Origin of the sequence: Methylobacterium sp. GXF4, from assembly GCF_000272495.1 — a bacterium.
Classification (GTDB): Bacteria; Pseudomonadota; Alphaproteobacteria; order Rhizobiales; family Beijerinckiaceae; genus Methylobacterium; species Methylobacterium brachiatum.
In genome coordinates, this window is record NZ_AKFK01000080.1 from 1 (window position 1) to 22,727 (window position 22,727).

Below are 22,727 nucleotides of genomic sequence, written 5' to 3' on the forward strand. Positions count from 1 at the left end.
CCACCGGCGGGCCGCCGCTCTCCCGCCAGACCAGCGTGAAGCAATCGTCCCCGGCCGCGTCGCAGCCCGTCTCCCAGCGCACCGCAACCCGGCCCGTCTCCGTCGAGAGCGCGCCGTATTTGACCGCGTTGGTGCCGAGCTCGTGGAGCATCAGGGCCAGCGACAGGGCGGCGGACGGCCCGATCAGCAGGTCCGGGCCGTTCAGCTCGAACCGGCCGCGCCCGTCCTGATGCAGCGCCAGGCTTCCCGTCACCACCGCGGCGACGCTGGCGGTCTCGGCCTGGCCCGCGAGGTGCCCGGCGAGCAGGACGTCGTGGGCCTGGCCCAGGGCGACCAGCCGCGCCGCCAGGGCCTCGCGGGCCGCGTCGATGTCGGGGGCGTTGCGCAGCGTCTGGGCGGCGATCGCCTGCACCAGCGCCAGGGTGTTCTTGAGCCGGTGGGACAGCTCGCCGTTGAGCAGAGTCTGGTTCGCCTCGGTGCGCTTGCGCGCCTCGATATCGGACACCGCCACCACGGCGCCGACGGTGGCGCCGGCGGCATCCTTGATCGCCTCGCCCCGGATGGCAATCCAGCGGCGCGCCCCGTCCGGGTGCTGGTAGCGGACCTCCAGCTCGGCCCGGGCGGCCTGGCCCGCGCAGATCCGGGCGAGGGGGAATTCCTCCGGGGCCACCGGTCTGTCATCGGCGTGGTAGGCGACGTAGACGCCGTATTCCGTGCTGGCCTGCGCGTAGAGCGTGTCGTGGCCCAGCACCTCGCGGATGCGCCGGTTGCCCATGACGATGCGGCCCGACGGCGCCTCGGCGAGCAGGATCCCGACCGGGACCGTGTCCATCACGGTGGCGAGCCGGGCCTCGGCCGCGCCGACCTCGCGGGTCTCGGCGAGCCCCGCCGCGACCGTGCCGGCGATCAACCGGGCCACCTCCAGATCGTCCGGCGTGAAGGTACCGGCCCGGGCCGCGCGCAATTCGAGGATGCCCAGAACCGCGCCGCCGAGGCGCACGGGCGCGTAGAGCGCCGCGCGCATCCCGGGCACCGGCAGCGGGTCCTGCGTCACCCGCGGATCCGCCGCCAGGTCCGGGCTCAGGAGCGCCGTGTCCCCGGTCAGCGCCGCGCCGGCCAGGCTGCCGGCGAGCGGCCGCTGCAGGCCGACCTGGCCGGCGAGGGTCCCGGCCCCCGAGCGGTAGACCAGGTCGGCGCCCTCGCGCATCGCGACGCCGCCGCCCTCGGCCTCGGGCACCGCCGCCAGGGCGGCGGCCACCAGGAGATCGAGGATCGCCCGCCGGTCGCCGGCCTCCAGCAGAGCCGTGAGCACCCCGGCCACCACCGCCCGCTGGGTCAGGAGGCGGTCGCGCGCGGCCTGGCTCCGCTGGAAGTCCAGCTGCCGGACGGCGAGCCGGGCGAGGGCGGCCAGATCCTCGGCCTCCTCGGCTCCGAGGCCTCCGGGCCGGGGGGCGTGGTCGAGCACGCACAGGGTGCCGAGGCGCTCGCCGGATTCGGTCTGCAACGCCGCCCCGGCGTAGAAGCGCAGGCCCGGGCCGGCCACGACCAGCGGGTCCGCGCAGGTGCGCGCATCCGTCGTCAGGTCGGGGATGACCAGCAGGCCCGGCCCGTCGGGGATACGCCCGAGGAGACCGTCGAGGCTGCTGCCGGGCGCGTATGGGCCGGGCTCGAACCCGGCTCCGGCCTGGAACCGGACCCGGTCTCCGGCCGCGAGGCCCAGCAAGGCCATCGGGGTTGCGCAGGCCCGCCGGGCCATGCGGACGAGGTCCGCGAACCCGGCCTCCGGCGGGGTGTCGGAAACGAAGCTGGCCGGCGCGGCGAGGCGGCACGGGTCGCGGACGTCGTGCATCGGGGCGTGATCGGTGGACGCGGATAGAGCCGCCTCCGGGGCAACGATGGCGGCAGCAAGGCTGACCGGGCAAAAATCGCGATCCCGGGCCTCATCCGGAAAGACGGGGCGCGTTTTCGGGCCCGGACGACGTCGACGAGACCCGATCAGATCGGGCTGGATAGCCAATCCGGACCGATGGAACCGGGATTCGGCCGGAAGTGGGCGCCCGGCGCCGATCAACCCGCCACGGCCGTGGCGTGCGCGGCGATTCCGCCCGCCGTAGTGAGCCAGATCCGGTCCCGGTGGGCCGTGATATGGCCGAGCGCCGCCCGCAGCGGCCGCAGCCGGTGGGGCTGGCCGACGATGTAGGGATGGAGCGCGATGCCCATCACCAGCGGCGCGGCTGCGGATTGCTCCAGCATCTCGTCGAAGGCGTCGACGATCGCGTCGGCGAATTGCCGGCCGGTCTCCTTGCGGGCGACGATCGCCGGGATGTCGTTCAGCTCCTGCGGATAGGGCACGGCCAGGATCCGGCCGCCGCCCCGGGTCGCCATCCAGGTCGGCTGGTCGTCGTGGCACCAGTCGAGCAGGTAGCGGTAGCCGGCCTCGGCGAGCAGGTCGGGCGTGACCCGCGATTGCGAGATCCAGGGGCCGAGCCAGCCGGCCGGCGCCCGGCCCTCCTGTCGGGTCAGGATCGCGGTCGCCTCCGCGATCAGGGCCCGCTCCTCCGCCTCGGGCAGGGTGCCCTGCCGCTCGGCATTGGTGCGCCCGTGCCCGACGATCTCGTCGCCCCGGGCCCGGAACGCCTCGATCAGGCCCGGGCAGTCCCGGTAGAGCCGGCTGTTGACCAGCACGCTCGCGGGCAGGCCGAGGCCGTCGAGGGCGTCGCGCAGCCGCCAGGCCCCGACCCGGTTGCCCCAGTCGCGCCAGGCGTAATTGAGCACGTCGGGCTGCGGCCCGCCCGGGGCGAGCTCGGCCCCGAGCCCGGAGCCGAAATCGAAGGTCTCGAGATTGAGCCCGACATAGACCGCGAGCCGCCTGCCCCCGGGCCAGTCGTAGACCGGCCGGTCCGGAAGGGCGCTGTAGCGGTAGCGGCCGTGCTGTGCGGCCGAGGCAGACTCATCCATCGCGGGTCTCAATGTCCGGGGGCGCCCGACCAGATAGGCCGGATCCGGGCGGCCGACAGCGCCGGCCGATCCGCCGCCATGCCTGTTCGGGCGGGCAGCCCTGCTGTACCGGGTCGGAAACGGGGCCGCGCGGGGCGCGGTCCGGGTGCCGAGGAAGGATTCGCCGTGCCGCTTGCCGCGACATCTCAGGGGGACGGCCGTCCGGTCGTCTCCGACATCGCCGCGCGCCTCGAACGCCTGCCGATGTCGCGCTACCAGCGGAAGATCTTCGCGATCATCGCCTCGGCGTGGCTGGTCGACCAGATCGACGTGGCGCTCCTGACCTTCCTGCTCGGCTCGATCGTGGTAGCCTTCGGCTTGAGCCCCACGGAGGCCGGCCAGCTCGCCGCCATGACCTTCGCGGGCCAGCTCGTCGGCAATATCGCCGCCGGCACCGCCTCCGACCGGTTCGGCCGCAAGGCCGTGTTCCAGGTGACCATGGTGGTCTGGGGCCTGGCGAGCCTCGCGGCGGCGACCGCCTGGAGCCTGCCCGTCCTGATGGCCTGCCGGTTCCTGATCGGGGTCGGCGTCGGCGGCGAGGCGCCGGTGGCGCAGGCGATGGTCTCGGAGATCGTCCCGGCCCCCGTGCGCGGCAAGTACATCGCGATCCTCGAGGGGTTCTGGGCGGTGGGCTACGTGCTGTCCGGGGCGATCAGCTTCTTCGTCCTGCCCTATCTCGGCTGGCGCTGGGCCTTCGTGGTGGTCGGCCTGCTGTCGCTGGTCGTGCTGGCGGTGCGCCGGACCATGCCCGAATCGCCCCGCTGGCTCGCCGAATCCGGCCGTCACGCCGAGGCCGAGGCGGTGATGGCCACGATGGAGCGCGCGGTCGAGCGCGCCACCGGCCGGCCCCTGCCCCCGGTCACCCCGCAGATCGCCGCCGCGGTGGCGGATGCGGTTCCCGCACCCCGGCTGAGCGCGGTCGCGACCCTGTTCGCGCCCGCCTACCGGATGCGCACCGTGATGGCCTTCGGGCTGTGGTTCTTCGCGCTGATCGGGTTCTTCGGGCTCAATTCCTGGATCGCGGTGCTGCTCAAGGAGCGCGGCTTCTCGATCGTCGGCTCGGTGGGGTTCGTGACCCTGATCACGCTGGGCGGCATCCCGGGCTTCGCCGCGGCGGCCGTCCTGCTCGAGCGGATCGGCCGCAAGCCGACCACTTCCCTGTTCCTCGTCTGCGCGGCGGCGGCCGCCTGGCTGTACGGCAATGCCGGCGGCGAGCCCGTGCTGACCGTCGCCGGCCTCGCGGTGACCTGGCTGTTCGTCGCCGGCTTCGTGATGCAGTTCTTCATGTTCGGCATGTGGAGCTGCCTCTACGCCTATACGCCGGAACTGTACCCGACCCGGGCCCGGGCCACGGGGGCCGGCTTCGCCTCGGCCTTCGGGCGGATCGGCGCCATCCTGGGTCCGATGATCGTGCCCGTGCTGGTCCGCGATTACGGCCCGGCCACCGCCTTCCAGGTCGGCGCGGGCGGCTTCCTGATCGCCGCCCTGCTGGTCCTCACCCTCGGGGTCGAGACGCGCGGCAAGGTGCTCGAGGCGGTCTCGCATTGACGAGACCCGCCTGCCAGGGACGAGATCGGGTTTCCAAAGGGCTCAGCCCTTTGGCGGGGTTCAGGGGCGGAGCCCTTGAGCGCACGGCCCGAGGCCCGATAGCAGGGCTCCGCCCTGCACCCGCACAAGGTCTCGACCTTGTGGATCCAGTCACAATCATGGAGTCCCCAAACAATGCCCGTCGTGGACATGCGCAGCCGACCGACCTTCCTGCACAAGTTCTTCGGCGCCGAGCCCGACACGCCGGAATTCGGCGTCGCGCGCTGGCTGAACGCCCGGGTCGGCAGCCGCGAGGTCGAGCACTTCACCCGCGGCGCCACGATCGAGGGGTTCTGCGCCGAGATGGACGGCGCCGGGATCGACGTCGCCGTGATGGTCGCCCGCTCGGTGCCGGGGGTGCGGGTCTCGAACGACGCCCTCGCGCAGGCCGCCGGGCATGATCCGAAGCGGCTGATCGGCATCGCCTCGGTGGATCCGGTGAAGCTCGGCCGCAAGGCCGCGGTCGCCGAGGCCAAGCGCGCCGTGACCGAGCTCGGCTTCAAGGGAATCAACCTCGATGCGGGCTTCTACCGGGAGGGCATGCGGGCCGACGACGAGCGGCTGATGCCGCTCTACGAGCTGTGCGAGAAACTCGCGGTCCCGGCCTTCGTGATGTCCGGCCCGACCACCCCGGACCTGCGCCTCAACGACCCGCTGGCGGTGGACCGGGTCGCCCGGACCTTCCCGAAGCTGCCGATCGTCTGCTGCCACGGATTCTATCCGCACGTGGCCGAGATGGTGACCGTGGCCTTCCGCAACGAGAACGTGTTCGTCTCCCCGGACATGTACACGTTCGCCCCCGGCGGCGGCCTCTACGTGGAGGCGGCGAACGGCTTCATGAAGGACCAGTTCCTGTTCGGCTCCTCGTTCCCGTTCCGGCCGATGCGCCAGGGCATCGAGGATTTTCGCGCCCTCGGCCTCTCGGAGGAGGCCCTGGACGCCGCCCTCTGGCGCAACGCCGACCGCCTGCTCAACCTCGGCCTCGCCTAGGCCCGGTCCTGAGATCCCAAAGGGCTCAGCCCTTTGGCAGGGGTTCGGGGGCGGAGCCCCCGAGACACCAGGGCTCCGCCCTGGACCCGCACAAGGTCCCGGACCTTGTGGATCCGGGACCTTGTCGTCAGGCGGCGCGGACGTTGGCCAGAAAATCGCCCACGGCGCCGCGCAGGGCGCTGGCCTGCCGGGCCAGGTCGCTGGCGGCGTCGAACACCTGGGACGAGCCGTGGCTGGCCATGTCCGCCGCCTCGCCCACGCCGGCGATGTGGCCCGAGACCGCGCGGGTATCCTGCGAGGTCTGGCCGGTGGTGCGGGCGATCTCGGCGGTGGCCGCGCCCTGCTGCTCGACCATGGCGGCGATCTCGGCCCCGATCCGGGCGAGGGTGCGGATCACCTCGGTGATGCCGCCGATCGACCGGACCGAGGCTTCGGTGGAGCCGGTGATCTCGGCGACCTTGGCGGCGATCTCCTCCGTCGCCTTGGCGGTCTGGCCGGCCAGTTCCTTCACCTCGGACGCCACCACGGCGAAGCCGCGCCCCGCCTCCCCGGCCCGGGCGGCCTCGATCGTGGCATTGAGCGCCAGCAGGTTGGTCTGGCCGGCGATGTCCGAGATCATCGCGACGATCGCCCCGATATTGCCGGCGGCCTGGGCGAGGCGGCGGACTTCCCCGGCCATGCCGTCCGCATTCCGGGTCGCGGAGGCCGCGAGGTCGGCGGAGGCCCCGACCTGCACGCCGATCTCCCGGACCGAGGCGGTGAGCTCCTCGGTGGCCGCCGCCACCGTATCGGCCGAGCGGGCGGCCGAATCCGCGGCGCCGGTCACCGCCCGGCTGAGGTCGGTGGTGTCCCGGGCGGCCCGGGCCATGCCGTGGGCGGAGGCCTCCAGCTGCTCGGCGGCGGCCGAGACCGCCTCGACGATGCCGCCGACCTGCCGCTCGAAGCTGTCGGCCAGGCTCAGGGCGGCGGCGCGCTGGGCGGCGGCGTTCTCGGCGGCGAGCCGCTGCTGCTCGGCCCGGGCGAGCCGGCGCTCGGCGACGCTGTCGCGGAACGTCACCGCGGCGGCGGCGATCGCCCGCACCTCGCGCGGGCCCCCCGCGGGGATCGCCAGCTCGGCGGCGCCCGGCTCGTCCCGGCCGATCGCCGTCAGCACCTGGGCCATCCGGACCAGGGGGCGGGCGATGGCCGTGCCCAGCCAGAAGGCGAAGCCGACCGAGAGCGCGAACAAAGCGAGCCCGCCCGCGATCCAGACCGTCAGCATCCGGTCGGCCCGGGCCCGCACCGCGTCGGCGGCGGCCACGAGATCGGCGGTCAGCCGGTCCTCGACGCCCTTCAGGGCGTCGATGCGCTGGGTGGCGAGCCGGAACCAGGCCGGCGCGTCGCGGAAGGCGAGGGTCGTGCCCGGCATCGTCTCCTGCACGGCCTTGCGCAGGCGCGCCACCTCCCGGGCCGGCTCGGTCGCCTCCGCGGCGTCCAAGAGCGCGGCCTGCCCGTCCGAGGCCCCGGCCCGGAACAGGGCGCCGTAGGTCGCCTGATCGGCCGAGAGCGTGGTGAGCCGGCGCGTGGCGGGAAGGTCCAGGGTGCCGGAGGCGAACACCGCCGAGGCGGCGGCCCGCTCCTGGCCGGCGGCCTCCTTCAGCGCCAGGAACGCCGCGTAGGCGTTCGCCCGGCCCGCGATGCCGGCCTCGCCGATCACCCCGCCCATCGCCCGGACCACGCCCAGCCCCTCGCCGATCAGGCCGGTGTAGAACGATACCGCCTGCGGCGCGCTCACGCCGAGGGCGTCGACCGCCCGGCGCTGGGCCGCGAGCCCGGCGAGCGCCTTGGACAATCCGTCCGCCCGCGCCGCGAAGGCGGGTCCGAAGCCGGTCGCCGCCGCCATCGCGTCGGGAAGCCCGGCGAGCGCCGCGTCGGTGCGGCTGCGCTGGGCCGCGAGTTCCGGCCCGAACTGCGCGCCCTTGGCGCCCAGGAACAGGCTGGACGCGCCGCGCTCGCGCTGCGCCTCGTGGACGAAGGCGCTGATCCGCGAGGCGAGGCCGACGAGGTTCTCGACCCGGTCCATCTCGGCGCGCCGCGCCCATTGGTCGGACACCGCCCACCCCGCTGCGCCCGCGAAGGCGAGGCATGGCGCAAGCGCCACCGCGAGGATGCGGGCGCGGAGCGAGGAGAGGACGGTCATCGGAATCCAGAGCGGTCGCGGTTAACCCGAATCATCCGGGACGGTTATAAAAACACCGTTACGGTGGAAGGGTTTGGCGCGGACTGCCATGCACAATCAGGCGGCACTCCGAACAGTCGGTGCCGCGTCGTCATGCAGTTCCACATGCCGGTCGCCCCAGACCTTCAGCGCGTGGATGACCGGCTCCAGCGACCGCCCGCGCGCGGTCAGGCTGTATTCCACCTTCGGGGGCACCTCGGCGTAGACCTTCCGCGCGATCAGGCCGTCCGCCTCCATTTCGCGCAGCTGGTTCGTCAGCATGCGCTGCGTGACGTTCGTCAGCCGCCGGCGGATCTCGTTGAAGCGCAGGGTCCCTTCCATCAGGTGGTAGAGGATCACGCCCTTCCACTTGCCGTCGATGAGCCGGAGGGTCGCCTCGACGGCGCAGCCGGGGCTGCAGGCGCCGCGATGGTGTCGGGTGCGGGGCATGGCGGGATCCTCGACCGTCTCCGGGGACGGTATCATTTTCGGCACTAGCGGCGTTTTATGTGCGTACTTGCGGTTCGTGAAGGCGGGCGGCATCTCCTGGCGGGTCAGCCGGAGGAGATTGCGATGCGCGCCGTCGGGTACAGAAAATCCCTGCCGATCACCGAGGCCGAGGCCCTGGTCGATTGCGACCTGCCCCAGCCCGAGCCCGGACCCCGCGACCTCCTGGTGAAGGTCGAGGCGGTCTCGGTGAACCCGGTCGACACCAAGGTCCGCCTGCGGGCTGAGCCCGAGGCGGGCGGGGTCAAGGTGCTGGGCTGGGACGCCGCCGGCACCGTGGTCGCCAAGGGCGCCGAGGCCGAGGGCTTTTCCGTCGGGGACGCGGTGTTCTACGCGGGCGACCTCACCCGACCGGGGACCAACGCCGAATTCCACTGCGTCGACGCGCGCATCGTCGGGCACAAGCCCACGCGCCTCGACTGGGCGCAGGCCGCCGCCCTGCCGCTCACCGCCATCACCGCCTGGGAGGCCCTGTTCGACCGGCTCGACACCGCCAAGCCGGTGCCGGGCGCCGCCCCGGCGATCCTGATCGTCGGCGGGGCGGGCGGCGTCGGCTCGGTGGCGATCCAGCTCGCCCAGCACCTCACGGACCTGACCGTGATCGCCACCGCGTCCCGGCCCGAGACCGCGGCCTGGTGCCGGGATCTCGGCGCCCACCACGTGGTTGACCATGCCAAGCCGCTGGCCGCCGAGGTGGCTTCCCTGGGTCTCGGCGCACCGGGCCTCGTGTTCTCGACCACCAACACCGACGCGCACCTGGCCGAGATCGCCGCGCTGATCGCCCCGCAAGGCCGGTTCGCCCTGATCGACGACCCCGCGCAGCTCGACGTGGCCCAGCTCAAGCGCAAGAGCCTGTCGCTGCACTGGGAGTTCATGTTCACCCGCTCGATGTTCGGCACCTCCGACATCGGCGCCCAGGGCGCGCTCCTCGACGAGGTCGCCCGGTTGGTGGATGCGGGGCGCCTGCGCACGACCCTGGGCGAGCATTACGGGCGGATCGACGCCCAGAACCTGCGGCGGGCCCACGCGCTGATCGAGAGCGGGCGCGCCAAGGGCAAGATCGTGCTCGAAGGCTTTGCGTCGTGAGGTGGGCGCCATGACCGAGGCCGGCACCGGTATCTTCGACGTGGCGGCGCTCGCGGCGGCCCTGCCCGACAGCGCGCGGACGCTCCTGGTCGACACCTACCTGACCGACCGGGAGGCGGCGAGCGCCCGGGTGTTCCGGGTCTACCGCCCGACGCCGCCGCACTACCACGCCACCTGCGACGAGTACCTCTACTGCCTGTCGGGACGCGGCACCGTCTGGCTGGGCGACCCCGCGAATCTGACGACCTTCGGTCCCGGCCAGCTCCTGTTCTTCGAGAAGGGCACGGTGCACGCGATGCCGGAGATCGCCCCGGACGAGCCGGTGACGTTCCTGTCGATCGACACCCCGCGGCGGGCGCCCACCGACATCATCTTCGTGAACCCCGAGGACGGCACCCCCGCCACCTTCATGGCGCGCAACGCCGGGTCGTAAGAATTCGCAACCGGGATGATGCTCTAAAGCGCGAGATGTCTCACGCTGCGGCCGTGGACGATGGCCAGGATCAGGACGCCGTCATCCACCGGCTCGTAGAGGATCACGTGCGCGGCATATTCGTGCCGATGCACGCCGGGCCGGATCGCGTCGGCCCTCCGGCCCATACGGGGATTGTCGGCGAGGAGCTGGAAGGTGTGCTCCAGACCGGTGGCATAGGCTTCGACTTGGCGGACACCGAACTGCCGGTAGCCGTGGACGGCGATGTCGAACAGGTCCGCCTCTGCCCTCGTTGTGAGGGTGTAGTCACTCATCCAGCGGCTGGTCGCTCTGTGCATGCGTCCTGGCCCGGGCGACGATGTCGGGGACCTTGCGATGGCTCGCCCCGCTGGCCCGGGACTCGTCGACGATCCGGCGCAGATCCTCGATCGTCAGTTCGGGCTGGACCCGCCGCTCGCGATCACGGCGCACGAGGTCGCGGACATAGTCGCTCGTGCTGGCGTAATCGCCCTGTTTGATCTGCGCCTCGATCCATTCTTTCATCGGATCGGGCAGGGAAATGGTCATGGTGGCCATGAGGGCCTCGTCATAAGCCCGGGAGGATCGGAGACCACGATATCAAGGATAAGCGTTTTTCACAAAATTTCTTATGCCCGCGACTCGCCGCCGGCCGGATCCGACTGTTTCACCACGTGGTTGCCGGCGTACGCGTTTCGTTCTAGCAAGGGCTTCGCATGACGGGCCTGCGTCCCGCCGGCCCCACCTTGCCGTCGACCGCTCCCGGCTCGACATGAGCGGGTGCGGCGGCTGACCCGCGCGCAAGCCAGCCCCGACCGCGTCGACGCCTCGAAAGACCGCCGCCCTCATGGCCAAAGCCCAAGCCGGAACCCGAGTCGGAGCCCGAGTCGGCGCCAGCAAAGCCGCCCCCAAACCCTCGCCCGTGAAGGTTTCCGCAGCCAAGGCGCCTGCGGACGCGGTGCCGGCCAAGCCCGCGCGCAAGAAGGCCGAGGCCCCCGCGCCGGACCGGCGGAACGCGGCCGCGGAGGCCGCCACCGACGCCAAGCTGGAGGCCCTGTTCGACGCCGCGCAGCCGGCCGCCGGCGACCGGCGGGTCATCACGGTCCGGGGCGCCCGGGAGCACAACCTCAAGAACGTCGACCTGACGATCCCCCGGGACAAGCTCGTGGTGTTCACCGGGCTGTCGGGCTCGGGCAAGTCGTCGCTCGCCTTCGACACGATCTACGCCGAGGGGCAGCGCCGCTACGTCGAGTCGCTCTCGGCCTATGCCCGCCAGTTCCTGGAGATGATGTCCAAGCCCGATGTCGACCAGATCGACGGGCTCTCGCCGGCCATCTCCATCGAGCAGAAGACCACCTCCAAGAATCCCCGCTCCACCGTCGGGACGGTGACCGAGATCTACGACTACATGCGCCTGCTCTGGGCGCGGGTCGGCATCCCCTACTCCCCGGCCACCGGCCTGCCGATCGAGAGCCAGACCGTCCAGCAGATGGTCGACCGGGTTCTGGAGCTGCCGGAGAAGACCCGGCTGTACCTGCTGGCCCCGGTGGTCCGCGGGCGAAAAGGCGAATACCGGAAAGAGATCGCAGAGTACCAAAAGAAAGGGTTTCAGCGGCTGCGGGTCGATGGCGAATACTACGCGATCGACGACGCGCCCAAGCTCGACAAGAAGTTCAAGCACGACATCGACGTGGTGGTCGACCGGATCGTGGTGCGGCCCGACATCGCCGCGCGGCTGGCCGACTCGTTCGAGACCGCCCTGGAGCTCGCCGACGGCATCGCCGAGATCGTGTTCGCGGACGCCCCCGAGGGCGAGGAGCCCCGGACGATCACGTTCTCCTCGCGCTTCGCCTGCCCGGTCTCGGGCTTCACCATCGCGGAGATCGAGCCCCGGCTGTTCTCGTTCAACAACCCGTTCGGCGCCTGCCCGACCTGCGGCGGCATCGGCCACGAGATGCGGATCGACCCCGAGCTGGTGATCTCGGATCCCGGCCTCAGCCTCAAGCGCGGCGCAGTCGGCCCCTGGGCGAAGTCGACCTCGCCCTATTACGGCCAGACGCTCGACGCGCTGGCGGAGCATTACGGCTTCAAGACCAGCGTGCCCTGGCAGAGCCTGCCGGAGGCGGCCCGCGCCATTGTGCTCTACGGCTCCGGCAAGCAGGCGATCCGCTTCGCCTACGATGACGGCCTGCGCAAGTATGCGGTCAACAAGCCGTTCGAGGGCGTGATCCCGAACCTGGAGCGCCGCTACAAGGAGAGCGAGTCCGACGCGGTGCGCGAGGAGATCGGCCGCTTCATGAGCGAGACGCCTTGCGCGTCCTGTGGCGGCAAGCGGCTGAAGCCCGAGGCGCTGGCCGTGAAGGTCGCCATGGCCGATATCGGCGACGTGACGGCGCTGTCCGTTTCGGAGGCCCATCGCTGGTTCTCCGAATTGCCGGAGAAGCTGACCGCCAAGCAGAACGAGATCGCGGTCCGGATCCTGAAGGAAATCCGCGACCGGCTCAGCTTCCTGGTGGATGTCGGCCTGGAATACCTGACGCTGGCCCGCGGCTCCGGCTCCCTGTCGGGGGGCGAGAGCCAGCGCATCCGGCTGGCCTCGCAGATCGGCTCCGGCCTGACCGGCGTGCTCTACGTGCTGGACGAGCCCTCGATCGGCCTGCACCAGCGCGACAACGAGCGGCTGCTCGGCACGCTCAAGCGCCTGCGCGATCTCGGCAATTCGGTGATCGTGGTCGAGCACGACGAGGACGCGATCCTGCAGGCCGACTACGTGGTCGATGTCGGCCCGGGCGCGGGCATCCATGGCGGCGAGATCATCGCCCAGGGGACCCCCGCCGAGGTGCTGGCCAACCCGGCCTCGCTCACCGCCAAGTACCTCACCGGCGAGATGGCGGTACGCACCCCGGCCGCACGGCGGAAGGGGCGCAAGGGCAAGCTCGGCGTGTTCGGCGCCCGGGGCAACAACCTCAAGGACGTCGACATCGAGATCCCGCTCGGGACCTTCACCTGCATCACCGGCGTCTCGGGCGGCGGGAAATCCACCCTGGTGATCGACACCCTGTACAAGGCCGTCGCGAAGAAACTAAACGGGGCGCTGGAGCACCCGGCCCCGTATGACCGCCTCGAGGGGCTGGAGCATCTCGACAAGGTCATCGACATCGACCAATCGCCGATCGGGCGCACGCCGCGCTCGAACCCCGCCACCTATATCGGCGCCTTCACGCCGATCCGCGACTGGTTCGCCGGCCTGCCCGAGGCCAAGGCGCGCGGCTACCAGCCGGGCCGCTTCTCCTTCAACGTGAAGGGTGGGCGCTGCGAGGCCTGCTCGGGCGACGGCGTCATCAAGATCGAGATGCACTTCCTGCCCGACGTCTACGTCACCTGCGACGTGTGCAAGGGCAAGCGCTACGACCGCGAGACCCTGGAGGTGAAGTACCGCGGCAAGTCGATCGCCGACGTGCTCGACTCCACCGTCGAGGAGGCGGCCGAGCTGTTCAAGGCGGTGCCGGCGATCCGCGAGAAGCTCGAGACCCTGAAGCGGGTCGGCCTGCACTACGTCCATGTCGGCCAGCAGGCGACCACCCTGTCGGGGGGCGAGGCGCAGCGGGTGAAGCTGTCCAAGGAGCTGTCGAAGCGCGCCACCGGGCGCACCCTCTACATCCTCGACGAGCCGACCACCGGCCTGCATTTCCACGACGTGGCCAAGCTCATGGAGGTGCTCCACGAGCTCGTGGACCAGGGCAACACGGTGGTGGTGATCGAGCACAACCTCGAAGTGATCAAGACCGCCGACTGGGTGATCGACATGGGCCCCGAGGGTGGCGATGGCGGCGGCCGGGTGGTGGCCCTGGGCACGCCGGAGGAAATCGCCCGCGCGAAGGCGAGCCATACCGGCCGGTTCCTGCGCGAGGTTCTGGCCCGGCGCCCCGCCCCGCAGACCGGCCGCCGCAGCGCCGCCGAATAGGCGCCGGGGCGGCAGATTCTGCCGGGTGAGGGCGGGAATCCCGGCTCGGTCAGCCCGCCACGCCGCCTGATTCGGGCCGCCGGCCGCCGATGCCGGCCCCGGGCGGCCGGATTGGGGCGGGGATTCCGGCCCGTGGGTGATGGCCGGGCCCCTGCCCGTTCCCCTGCTCCCGCTTGCCGGATTCTCCCGCCAGCGCCGTCGGCAACAGCTTGACCGTTCAACGATATTTTGCCGGCCGGAACCCCCATATTCATTCCTGGGGACTGTGTTGCATCGCCGCAAAAATGCGGCTTTTGCGCAACGGTTCGGCCGGTTTTGCCGCTTCGATCAGCATTCCACTGTCTTTCCGCAGGTCTCTGTAGAATAGTCACCAACGTTGAGACGGGCGGGCTCCGTGGGGGCGCTCGGCACACCGGAAGCCGGCAGCCGCCAAGGGCGAGCAGACCGGCAGGGTAGTGCCGAATGCGGGACGGATGCCTTGAGACCTTGGGAAGGAATGAAACAATGATGAAGAACTGGCTCGCGGCCGGCGCGGTCGCGCTCACGGTCGGCATGACGTCGACGATCGCGCAGGCGCAGACCACGACGGTTCCGGGTGAGCAGGTCGGCCTCGCCGTCGGCGCGCCGCTGCCCGAGGGTATCTACGCGATCAACACCTTCACGTTCCGTCGCACCGAGGGCCGGAACGATCCCGATACGGCCGTCAACATCCCGGTGCTGGTCTGGTCGACCCCGCTCGTGCCGTTCGGCGGCCGCATCGAGCTGCTCGTCGCTCCCCCGACCGTGTTCGCCTTCACCCGCAACCCGGCCGGCGTGCGCAACAAGGACATCTCGATCAACGTCGGCACCTTCGTCGGCGGCATCTGGGCGTTCGACCTGGGCAACAACTTCGGCGTCAGCTTGCTCGGCGGCGTGTACCTGAACGACCTCAACGGCGACCGCGGCTCGATCATCACGGCGAACGGCACGACCGCGACCCCGGTGCTGCCGCAGCTCTCGTCGAACACCTACCGCTTCGGCGTGGCCGGCAGCTACACCGGCGACGGCTGGAACATCACCGGCAACCTGACCGCCAACATCTACGACTCGCCCGGCCGCTTCGGTGGTCCGGTCGGCGCCGCCCTCGGCCCGTTCTACCTGTCCGACGCCCTGAACTTCGACATCACCGCGACGAAGAAGTTCGGCAACTTCGAGATCGGTCCGGTCGCCTACGGCACCTACAACTTCGACATCGGCCAGTTCAGCGCGGCGGCCGGCAACCGCGGCCGGTTCGCCGTCGGCGGCCTGATCGGCTACGACTTCAAGATCTTCACCGTGCAGGCCTACGTCGCCCGCGACGTGGTCACCGGCGCGCAGATCGCCGCGACGCCGTTCAGCCGCGCTCGTGACAACTACTCCACGGACGGCTGGCTGCGCCTGATCGTGCCGCTGTATTCGCCGGCCCCCGCCTCGCCGGTCCCGACCGCCCTGGTCCGCAAGTACTGATCAGACGACACGCCGGTCTCCCGCCGCGAAGGCGGCGGGGGATCCCGGATCTCGACGACACCGTCCGCCAGGACGGCGAACCGCCCGGCTCCCGCCGGGCGGTTTTTTCATGGCCGGCCCAGGGAGCGGCCGATAGTCAGATCCTGCGAAACCTTTCCGCTCGAGGCGCCGTAAGCGGCGGCGCAATCCCGGTCCTGACGTGATCGCGGGATGCCTGACGGAAGGAAACTCCAGGATGCTCAACGTTATCGGAGGCCGGCGCGCGGCCCGGGCGCTCGCCCTCGCTCTGACCCTCGGCCTCGGCGCGACCGGTATGGCCCAGGCCAAGAACCCGATGGTCGGCGGCGCGCCGATGTATGCCAGCAAGACGATCGTCGAGAACGCGGTCAACTCCAAGGACCACACAACGCTGGTCGCCGCCGTGAAGGCCGCGGGCCTCGTCGACACGCTGAGCGGGCCCGGCCCGTTCACGGTGTTCGCGCCGACCAACGCCGCCTTCGCCAAGCTGCCGCCCGGCACCGTGGAAAGCCTCGTCCAGCCGCAGAACAAGCCGACGCTGACCAAGATCCTGACCTACCACGTGGTCCCGGGCGTCTACACCGCCCAGGACCTTGTGGCGCTCGTCAAGAAGGGCGGCGGCCAGGGCCAGCTCACCACGGTCGCGGGCGAGCCGCTCGCGGTGGCGGTGCAGGGCAAGAAGGTCCTGATCACCGACGTGAAGGGCAACACCGCCACGGTGACGATCCCGAACGTGATGCAGTCGAACGGCGTGATCCACGTGATCAACGCCGTGCTGATGCCCTGAGCCGGATTGTGTGATCCGACCATCCGCGGCGCCGCCCCGGCGCCGCGGGTTCTGCCCGGCGCCTACTCGGCGATCAGCTTGCCGGTATAGACCACCGGTCCCGTGGGCTGGCCGCTCGGCGAGCCGCCCGGCGGCTCGACGGACACCGCCAGCACCCCGTCCGGCGAGGCGCCCTGGGGCAGGCTCACCCGGCTCGCATCGGCTCCCACGAGGCCGAGCGGCTTCGGCCCCTCGGCGCCGACATACCACAATTGCAGGCTTCGACCCGCGGGCGCCTCGGCCCCGACCGGCCGGACCTGGGCGGTGCCGGTGCGGGTGTCCACGCGCACGATCAGGGCCGGCAGGGCGCCGCCGCCCTGGACCACCGCGAGGTAGCGGCCGCCCTCCGGCTCCGGCCGCGACCCGACCGCGACGAACAGCGCGAGCCCGGCCGCCAGCAGCCCGGTCCCCGCGGTGGCGATCTGCCAGCGTCGGACCTGGCGGCGCAGGTGGGCGAGCGGGTCGGGCGCGCCGGCGGACCGGGCCGCCAGCGCCCGCAGCAGCGCCGCGCGCACCCGCGGCGGCGGCGCCACCGGCGGGATCGCGGACAGCAAGGGCGACAGCCGCCGCTCCCAGGCCCGGACCCGGGCCGCCGCGCCGGCATCGGTGGTGATCGCACGGGCCATCTCGGCCCGCTCCCCCGGGTCGAGGGTGCCCAGCACGTACTCGGCCGCGCGCAGGTCCGGATCCGAGGCCGGGTCGTCGAGGCCGCCGCTCACGAGACAGCCTCCAGGCAGGTCTTCAAGGACGCGAGCGCCCGGTGCAGCCAGGTCTTGATCGTGTTGACCGGCCGGTCGTAGCGCTGGGCCAGTTCGTCCCGCGAATGGCCCTCGCAATAGGCCAGCACCACGCAATCCCGGTGCGCGGGTTCCAGCCGGCCCAGGCACGCCCCGAGCGCGTCCCGGTCCAGGAACGCCGCGGCGTCGTCATGCGGATCCATCAGCCGCGCCACCCAATCCTCACCGTCATCCCGCACCGGTCCCTGAACCTCGGCCACCCCCTTGCGGCGCACGCCGTCGATCGCCCGGTTGCGGGCGATCGTGCACAGCCAGGCGAGCGGGCGTCCGGCCTCGGGATCGTAGGTCCCGGCCGCCTGCCAGATCCGCAGATACGCGTCTTGAAGGACGTCCTCGGCGAGCGACCGGTCGCGCTGGATACGCAGGATCACGCCGAAGAGTTTCGGGCTCGTCAGGTCATAGAGTTCGGCCAGGGCGGCCGCCTCGCCGCGCCCGATCTCGGCCAGCAGGCGCCGCAGCTGCGCCTCGTCGGCGCCGGAAGAGCCTGGCGGTCGCGCCGGGGCTGGAGACGCCCCCGCGGCAAAGATCGGTCCGGTCAAGATCCGTTCCCGTGCCCGCGCGCCGTTCATCTGCCGGTCGCGCTCCCGTAAGAGTGGTCTAGACGTCCCCGCGCGTGCTGTCACATCGCCGGCCGCGCGGGATCGTCGATAGGTCGTCGGCTCAGCGATCCGCGCGCGGCGCCGCGCCACGGGTGTCGCAGGCCGGGCGGACCGCCTATCTTACGCTCTCATCCCGATCCGGTGGTTGCCGGCTTTCGGGACACGACGATGCGCAGCACAATCCCGGAGCCGCGTCCGACATGCGGGACGCGGCTTCAGTCCGAAGTGGCGCGGCCGGCGGCGGCGCAGGGGCGAACGAGCCGAAGGAATCTCATGGCGACCCAGGGCGAGTGGAAGATCCCCGCGCAGGCCCAGCCCAGGCCTGCGGATTACGGCTACGATCTCGATCGGGCGCTCTCGTCGGTGCTCGCCCTGTCGGCGCGGGTGCCGGAGAGCGCCTTCACGGCCGAGACCCTCGGCACCGAGCGGGCCGGCAACGGCGTGGTGATCCGGGAGGACGGGCTCGTTCTCACGGTGGGCTACCTCATCACGGAGGCCGAGAGCGTCTGGCTCACCACCCGGGAGGGCCGTTCGGTCCAGGGCCACGTGCTCGGCTTCGATGCCGCCACCGGCTTCGGCCTGGTCCAGGCCCTGGGCGAGCTCGGCGTCCCGGCCCTGCCGCTCGGCCGCTCGGCCGAGCTGAAGACGGGCGACCGGGCCGTGGTGGCGGGCGCCGGCGGGCGCCAGCGCTGCGTCGCCGTCGAGGTCGTGGCCCGGCAGGAATTCGCCGGGTACTGGGAGTATGTCCTGGACGAGGCGCTGTTCACCGCCCCCGCTCACCCGCATTGGGGCGGCACCGCGCTGATCGGCGCGCAGGGCGAGCTGCTGGGGATCGGTTCCCTGCAGCTGCAGCAGGGCGGCAGCAGCGGCGGCCGCCCGATCAACATGGTGGTGCCGATCGACCTGCTGCCGCCGATCCTCGACGACCTGGCCACGCGCGGGCGCGCCAACCGGCCGCCCCGGCCCTGGCTCGGCCTCTACGCCACCGAGAGCGAGGAGGGCATCGTCGTGATGGGGCTGGCCGATGGCGGCCCGGCCGAGACCGGCGGCCTGCGCAGCGGCGACGTGATCGAGGCGGTGGCCGGCGAGCCGATCCCGGATCTCGCCGCCCTGTTCCGCAGCATCTGGGCGCTCGGGGAGGCCGGGGTCCGCGTCCCGCTCACCGTGCGCCGCGACGGGCGCAGCGTGAAGCTCGCCCTCGTCTCGGCGGACCGGGAGCGGTTCCTGCGCACGCCCTCGCTGCACTGACGGGCTCTTCCGCGGCGGCCGGCCGCGAAACCGTCGCGGCCGGGGTTGCGTTTCTCGGATGCCGAGGTCGAGGCTGCACGGGATACAACCACAGGCTCAGCTTCGGTTCAGGCGGCGGGGCCGAATCTCTCTCGACCGGCGCCGATCCGCCGGACGCTTTGAGGAGATGTGTCATGGCGATTCTGAGCGCACCGCGCGCGAAGGCACTCGTTATGGCCGCCGCGATCGCCGGCGGCCTCGGGCTCGCGGGCTCCGCCGAGGCGGCGGGGGGCTGCGGCCCGGGCTTCCATCCGAACCCCTGGGGCATCTGCCGCCCGAACTGGGGCCCCCGCCCCTACTGGCGCCGGCCGGTCTATTACGGCGGCTACGTGCGGCCGCGGCCCTTCTACCGGCCCTATTACCGACCCTACGGTTTCTACGGCCCGCGCCCGTTCTACTGAGGGATCCACCCGTTTTGCGCCGCGAAGGGCGCCCCGCCGGACGGTGGGGCGCCCTTCGCGCGTTCAGAGGGCTCCCGGCATGCGCACAAAGAATGACCATCCGGGAAGGTTGCCGGTTTCTTAATCCGGGCATGCGGCGCACGCAGGCCAGATCCTTGGCCTTTCGACTCCTGCTGCGCCGCGGGAGGTTTATATGTGCGTTGCACCAACAAGAGGCAGCGATGCGCAACGGCGCGCCATCCACTGCCTGAACAGAGGTCAAAGAACTCCATGTCCGCCGCTCGTAGCGTCCTGAGTCGCGTCCGCGCCTATCTCCGGTACCGCGACACCGTTTCCCAGCTCTCCCGCCTCTCGGATCGCGATCTTGCCGATCTCGGCATCAACCGCAGCGAGATCCACGGCATCGCCCGCGTCTGATCTCCCGGCACCATCGCGATTCGACTGAAAGGACCGCCGCCCGTTGATCCGGGCGACGGTCCTTCGCTATTCTGGGATATGACACAGACCATTCACATCATCGGCGGCGGCCTGGCGGGATCCGAGGCGGCCTGGCAGGTGGCCGAGGCCGGCCATCGCGCCGTGATCCACGAGATGCGGCCGGTGCGCGGCACCGAGGCCCACCAGACCGACGGCCTGGCCGAGCTGGTCTGCTCGAACTCGTTCCGGTCGGACGATGCGGAGAGCAACGCCGTCGGCCTGCTGCACCAGGAGATGCGCAGCTTAAGCTCGCTTGTCATGCGGGCGGCGGACGCGAACCAGGTGCCCGCGGGCGGTGCGCTCGCGGTGGACCGGGAGGGCTTTTCCGCGGCGGTGACAAGGAGCCTGGAGCAGCACCCCAACGTCACGGTTGTCCGCGGCGAGGTCGAGGGCCTGCCGCCCGAGGCATGGGGTCCCTGCATCGTCGCCACCGGCCCGCTGACCGCCCCGGCGCTCGCCGAGGGCATCCGGGCGCTCACCGGTGCCGAGTCCCTCGCCTTCTTCGACGCCATCGCGCCGATCGTCCATCGCGACTCGATCGACATGGACGTGGCGTGGTTCCAGTCCCGCTACGACAAGCCCGGGCCCGGCGGCACGGGGGCCGACTACCTCAACTGCCCGATGAACCGGGCGCAATACGACGCCTTCGTGGCCGCCCTCGTGGCGGGCGAGAAGATCGGGTTCAAGGAATGGGAGGGCACGCCGTATTTCGACGGCTGCCTGCCGATCGAGGTGATGGCCGAGCGCGGTCCCGAGACCCTGCGGCACGGCCCGATGAAGCCCGTGGGGCTCACCAACCCGCGCGATCCCCTGGTCAAGTCCTGCGCGATCGTGCAGCTGCGCCAGGACAACGCGCTGGGCACCCTCTACAACATGGTCGGCTTCCAGACGAAGCTGACCTATGCCGAGCAGGTCCGGATCTTCCGCACGATTCCCGGCCTGGAGCGGGCCGAGTTCGCGCGGCTCGGCGGCCTGCACCGCAACACCTATCTCGACAGCCCGCGCCTGCTGGACGCCACCCTCCGGCTGAAGGCCCGGCCCGCTTTGCGCTTCGCCGGCCAGATCACCGGCTGCGAGGGCTATGTCGAGAGCGCCGCGGTCGGCCTGATGGCCGGCCGCTTCGCGGTGGCCGAGGCGGCGGGCCGGCCGCTCAGCCCCCTGCCCCAGACCACGGCGCTGGGCGCGCTCATCGCCCACATCACCGGCGGCCACATGGCGGCCGACGGCGAGGCCAACGCCCCGCGCTCGTTCCAGCCGATGAACGTGAATTTCGGCCTGTTCCCGCCCCTGGCCCAGGCGCCCCGCAACGAGACCGGCCGTCGCCTGCGCGGGCCCGAGAAGGCCGTGCTGAAGAAGCGGGCCCTCACCGACCGGGCTAGGGCCGACCTCGGTGCCTGGATGGCGGGGGCGCAGCCCGCGGACTGGAAACAGGCGGCGGCGGAGTAGCGCGGCGAGTCGCGGTTTCGAAGGGGCCGGGACCTTTCGCGGGTGCAGGGCTGAAGCCCTGCTGTCGGGCTCCGCCCCGACACCCCGCCAAAGGGCTCGCCCTTTGAAAACCCCGATATGCGCATGGCGCTTGCACGGTCTGGGCGCTCAACTCCCGGGGACCGCTGCATGACCGAGATCGATACCGACGCCTTCCTGGCTGACCTCTATGCTCTGCGCGAGATCGGCCGGTTCCGCACCGGCGTTCACCGCCCGACCTTCTCGGCCGCCGACATGGAATCCCGCCGCTGGCTGATGGCCAAGCTGGAGGAATGCGGGCTGGAGGCATCGATCGACGGGATCGGCAATGTGCTCGGGCGCCATCGCGGCCCCGGACCCCACCTCCTGGTCGGCAGCCATATCGAGACCCAGAACGAGGCCGGCTGGCTCGACGGGGCGCTGGGGGTGGTGGCCGGGCTGGCCCTGGCCCGGGCCGGGCTGCCGGTCGACGTCGTCGCCTTCGCGGACGAGGAGGGGCACTTCTCCGGCGGCTTCCTGGGCAGCCGCTCGGCGATCGGCGACCTGACCGAGGCCGAGATCGAGGCCGCCCGCAACCGCACCGACGGCACGCCTTTGCGCGCGGCCCTCGAAGCCGCCGGACTCGCCGGATTGCCGCGGATGCGGCTCGATCCGGCCCGCTACCGGGGTTTCCTGGAACTGCATATCGAGCAGGGCACGCAGCTCGAATCCGCCGGCCTGCATCTCGGTGTGGTCAGCGGCATCGTGGCGATCTGGCAATTCCAGATCGTGTTCGACGGCAACCAGGACCATGCCGGCGGGACCACCATGGCCGAGCGCCGGGATGCGGGGCTCTCGGCGGTACGCCTGCTCGCGGCGATCGACCGGGAATTCCCGAAACTCTGCGGCCCCCGCAGCACCTGGACCACCGGGCGGATCACCCTGGATCCCGGCGGCTACAGCATCATCCCGGGCCGCGCCGAGGTGGCCTTCCAGTTCCGCGACGTGTCGATCCCGGTGCTGGAGCGCATGGAGGCGTGCCTCGAGGCTCTGGTGCGCGAGTCGAACCGGCGCGAACGTTGCCCCGCCACCCTCACGGCCCTGTCGAAGGCGATCCCCGCCCCCTGCGACCCGGACCTCATGCGGGCCCTCTCGGAGGCCGCCGAGCAGGTCTGCCCCGGCCGCTGGCAGGTGATGCCCTCGGGCGCCGGCCACGACGCCCAGAACATCGCCCGGATCCTGCCGGCCGCCATGCTGTTCGTCCCGTCGATCGGCGGCATCAGCCACCATTGGGCGGAGGATACCAGCGATGCGGACCTGGCCTTCGGGGTGCGCACGCTCGGCGCGGCGGCGGCGCGGGTTCTGGCGGGGTGAGCGCCGTGCCTCTGATCGCCGAAGCAACGCCCCCCACATCCAACCGTTGATCCGCATCAATGCTGGAGGGCGGCCATGCGGATCCGCAAGGAAGCGACGTATGACGGGGTGTGGACCGTGTTCGTCGGCGAGGGCCTCTGCTTCAGCGATCTGAGCGGGCCGGCCGCCGACGCGCTGGTGGCGGCGTTCGCGCGACGGTTCGCCGAGGCGGGCGAGTGAGCCTCAGGCGCCCGGGATCAGC

General features: G+C 71.6%; 21 protein-coding genes. 13 read left to right on the plus strand and 8 right to left on the minus strand.

Annotated elements, in window-relative coordinates; translation table 11 throughout:
- Both WYO_RS29400 and WYO_RS22795 read right to left on the minus strand, forming a co-directional pair.
- The coding region (locus WYO_RS29400; RefSeq protein WP_007566932.1) for an HWE histidine kinase domain-containing protein at nucleotides 1–1,849 on the minus strand (1,849 nt) is incomplete at its 3' end.
- Nucleotides 1,850–2,067: 218 nt separating this feature from the next.
- The gene (locus WYO_RS22795) at nucleotides 2,068–2,958 is read right to left on the minus strand and encodes a polysaccharide deacetylase family protein (protein ID WP_007566934.1); all 891 of its coding nucleotides are present in this window, start codon (nucleotides 2,956–2,958) and stop codon (nucleotides 2,068–2,070) included.
- Nucleotides 2,959–3,123: 165 nt separating this feature from the next.
- Between WYO_RS22795 and WYO_RS22800 the strand changes: the two genes are divergently transcribed.
- Together WYO_RS22800 and WYO_RS22805 are read left to right on the plus strand one after the other, a co-directional pair.
- The gene (locus tag WYO_RS22800) at nucleotides 3,124–4,545 is read left to right on the plus strand and encodes an MFS transporter (RefSeq protein ID WP_007566936.1); all 1,422 of its coding nucleotides are present in this window, start codon (nucleotides 3,124–3,126) and stop codon (nucleotides 4,543–4,545) included.
- A 174-nt stretch (nucleotides 4,546–4,719) separates the two neighbouring features.
- Nucleotides 4,720–5,574, plus strand: coding sequence for an amidohydrolase family protein (locus tag WYO_RS22805; protein ID WP_007566938.1), 855 nt, complete (start codon nucleotides 4,720–4,722; stop codon nucleotides 5,572–5,574).
- 127 nt (nucleotides 5,575–5,701) lie between these two features.
- On the opposite strand, the gene WYO_RS22810 is transcribed toward WYO_RS22805, so the two are convergent.
- Both WYO_RS22810 and WYO_RS22815 read right to left on the minus strand, forming a co-directional pair.
- The gene (locus WYO_RS22810) at nucleotides 5,702–7,753 is read right to left on the minus strand and encodes a nitrate- and nitrite sensing domain-containing protein (protein WP_007566939.1); all 2,052 of its coding nucleotides are present in this window, start codon (nucleotides 7,751–7,753) and stop codon (nucleotides 5,702–5,704) included.
- 96 nt (nucleotides 7,754–7,849) lie between these two features.
- Nucleotides 7,850–8,221, minus strand: a complete 372-nt coding sequence (locus WYO_RS22815; RefSeq protein ID WP_039903813.1) for a helix-turn-helix domain-containing protein — start codon at nucleotides 8,219–8,221, stop codon at nucleotides 7,850–7,852.
- A 123-nt stretch (nucleotides 8,222–8,344) separates the two neighbouring features.
- Between WYO_RS22815 and WYO_RS22820 the strand changes: the two genes are divergently transcribed.
- On the plus strand, nucleotides 8,345–9,364 hold the full coding sequence (locus WYO_RS22820) for a zinc-binding alcohol dehydrogenase family protein (protein ID WP_007566943.1): 1,020 nt from the start codon (nucleotides 8,345–8,347) through the stop codon (nucleotides 9,362–9,364).
- Nucleotides 9,365–9,374: 10 nt separating this feature from the next.
- Nucleotides 9,375–9,797 carry a cupin domain-containing protein gene (locus WYO_RS22825; protein ID WP_007566946.1) on the plus strand — a complete coding sequence of 141 codons (423 nt, stop codon included), beginning with the start codon at nucleotides 9,375–9,377 and terminating at the stop codon, nucleotides 9,795–9,797.
- Nucleotides 9,798–9,820: 23 nt separating this feature from the next.
- Here the strand turns inward: WYO_RS22825 and WYO_RS22830 are convergent, their stop codons facing one another.
- Together WYO_RS22830 and WYO_RS22835 are read right to left on the minus strand one after the other, a co-directional pair.
- A complete protein-coding gene (locus tag WYO_RS22830; RefSeq protein ID WP_007566948.1) occupies nucleotides 9,821–10,111 on the minus strand; it encodes a type II toxin-antitoxin system RelE/ParE family toxin in 291 nt (96 codons plus the stop codon).
- The gene (locus tag WYO_RS22835; protein WP_007566950.1) at nucleotides 10,104–10,373 is read right to left on the minus strand and encodes a type II toxin-antitoxin system ParD family antitoxin; all 270 of its coding nucleotides are present in this window, start codon (nucleotides 10,371–10,373) and stop codon (nucleotides 10,104–10,106) included. The genes WYO_RS22830 and WYO_RS22835 overlap by 8 nt, the downstream gene beginning before the upstream one ends.
- Nucleotides 10,374–10,662: 289 nt before the next feature.
- Here WYO_RS22835 and uvrA point away from each other — a divergent pair, with 289 nt between their 5' ends.
- The 3 genes from uvrA to WYO_RS22850 all read left to right on the plus strand — a co-directional run bounded on the left by uvrA (nucleotide 10,663) and on the right by WYO_RS22850 (nucleotide 16,069).
- Nucleotides 10,663–13,779, plus strand: a complete 3,117-nt coding sequence (uvrA, locus tag WYO_RS22840) for an excinuclease ABC subunit UvrA (protein ID WP_007566952.1) — start codon at nucleotides 10,663–10,665, stop codon at nucleotides 13,777–13,779.
- Nucleotides 13,780–14,283: 504 nt separating this feature from the next.
- Nucleotides 14,284–15,264 (plus strand): transporter, encoded by a 981-nt coding sequence (locus WYO_RS22845; RefSeq protein WP_007566955.1) that lies wholly within the window; start codon nucleotides 14,284–14,286, stop codon nucleotides 15,262–15,264.
- Nucleotides 15,265–15,577: 313 nt separating this feature from the next.
- On the plus strand, nucleotides 15,578–16,069 hold the full coding sequence (locus WYO_RS22850) for a fasciclin domain-containing protein (protein ID WP_193375363.1): 492 nt from the start codon (nucleotides 15,578–15,580) through the stop codon (nucleotides 16,067–16,069).
- Between the two features lie 62 nt (nucleotides 16,070–16,131).
- On the opposite strand, the gene WYO_RS22855 is transcribed toward WYO_RS22850, so the two are convergent.
- A complete protein-coding gene (locus WYO_RS22855; RefSeq protein ID WP_007566959.1) occupies nucleotides 16,132–16,827 on the minus strand; it encodes an anti-sigma factor in 696 nt (231 codons plus the stop codon).
- Nucleotides 16,824–17,363 carry a sigma-70 family RNA polymerase sigma factor gene (locus tag WYO_RS22860; protein ID WP_039903818.1) on the minus strand — a complete coding sequence of 180 codons (540 nt, stop codon included), beginning with the start codon at nucleotides 17,361–17,363 and terminating at the stop codon, nucleotides 16,824–16,826. The genes WYO_RS22855 and WYO_RS22860 overlap by 4 nt, the downstream gene beginning before the upstream one ends.
- Before the next feature lie 414 nt (nucleotides 17,364–17,777).
- Here WYO_RS22860 and WYO_RS22865 point away from each other — a divergent pair, with 414 nt between their 5' ends.
- From WYO_RS22865 to WYO_RS31725, 6 genes are all read left to right on the plus strand, one after another.
- Entirely contained in the window at nucleotides 17,778–18,752 is a 975-nt protein-coding gene (locus tag WYO_RS22865; protein ID WP_007566963.1) for a S1C family serine protease, read from the plus strand.
- Nucleotides 18,753–18,925: 173 nt separating this feature from the next.
- On the plus strand, nucleotides 18,926–19,192 hold the full coding sequence (locus WYO_RS22870) for a hypothetical protein (protein ID WP_007566965.1): 267 nt from the start codon (nucleotides 18,926–18,928) through the stop codon (nucleotides 19,190–19,192).
- Nucleotides 19,193–19,462: 270 nt separating this feature from the next.
- Nucleotides 19,463–19,609 (plus strand): DUF1127 domain-containing protein, encoded by a 147-nt coding sequence (locus tag WYO_RS30090; RefSeq protein WP_007566967.1) that lies wholly within the window; start codon nucleotides 19,463–19,465, stop codon nucleotides 19,607–19,609.
- 78 nt (nucleotides 19,610–19,687) lie between these two features.
- Complete coding sequence (gene trmFO, locus WYO_RS22875; protein ID WP_007566969.1) at nucleotides 19,688–21,115, plus strand: methylenetetrahydrofolate--tRNA-(uracil(54)-C(5))-methyltransferase (FADH(2)-oxidizing) TrmFO; 1,428 nt, start codon at nucleotides 19,688–19,690, stop codon at nucleotides 21,113–21,115.
- 168 nt (nucleotides 21,116–21,283) lie between these two features.
- Nucleotides 21,284–22,486, plus strand: coding sequence for a Zn-dependent hydrolase (locus WYO_RS22880; protein WP_007566971.1), 1,203 nt, complete (start codon nucleotides 21,284–21,286; stop codon nucleotides 22,484–22,486).
- Between the two features lie 75 nt (nucleotides 22,487–22,561).
- A complete protein-coding gene (locus WYO_RS31725) occupies nucleotides 22,562–22,705 on the plus strand; it encodes a hypothetical protein (RefSeq protein WP_007566973.1) in 144 nt (47 codons plus the stop codon).
- Nucleotides 22,706–22,727 lie beyond the last annotated feature (22 nt).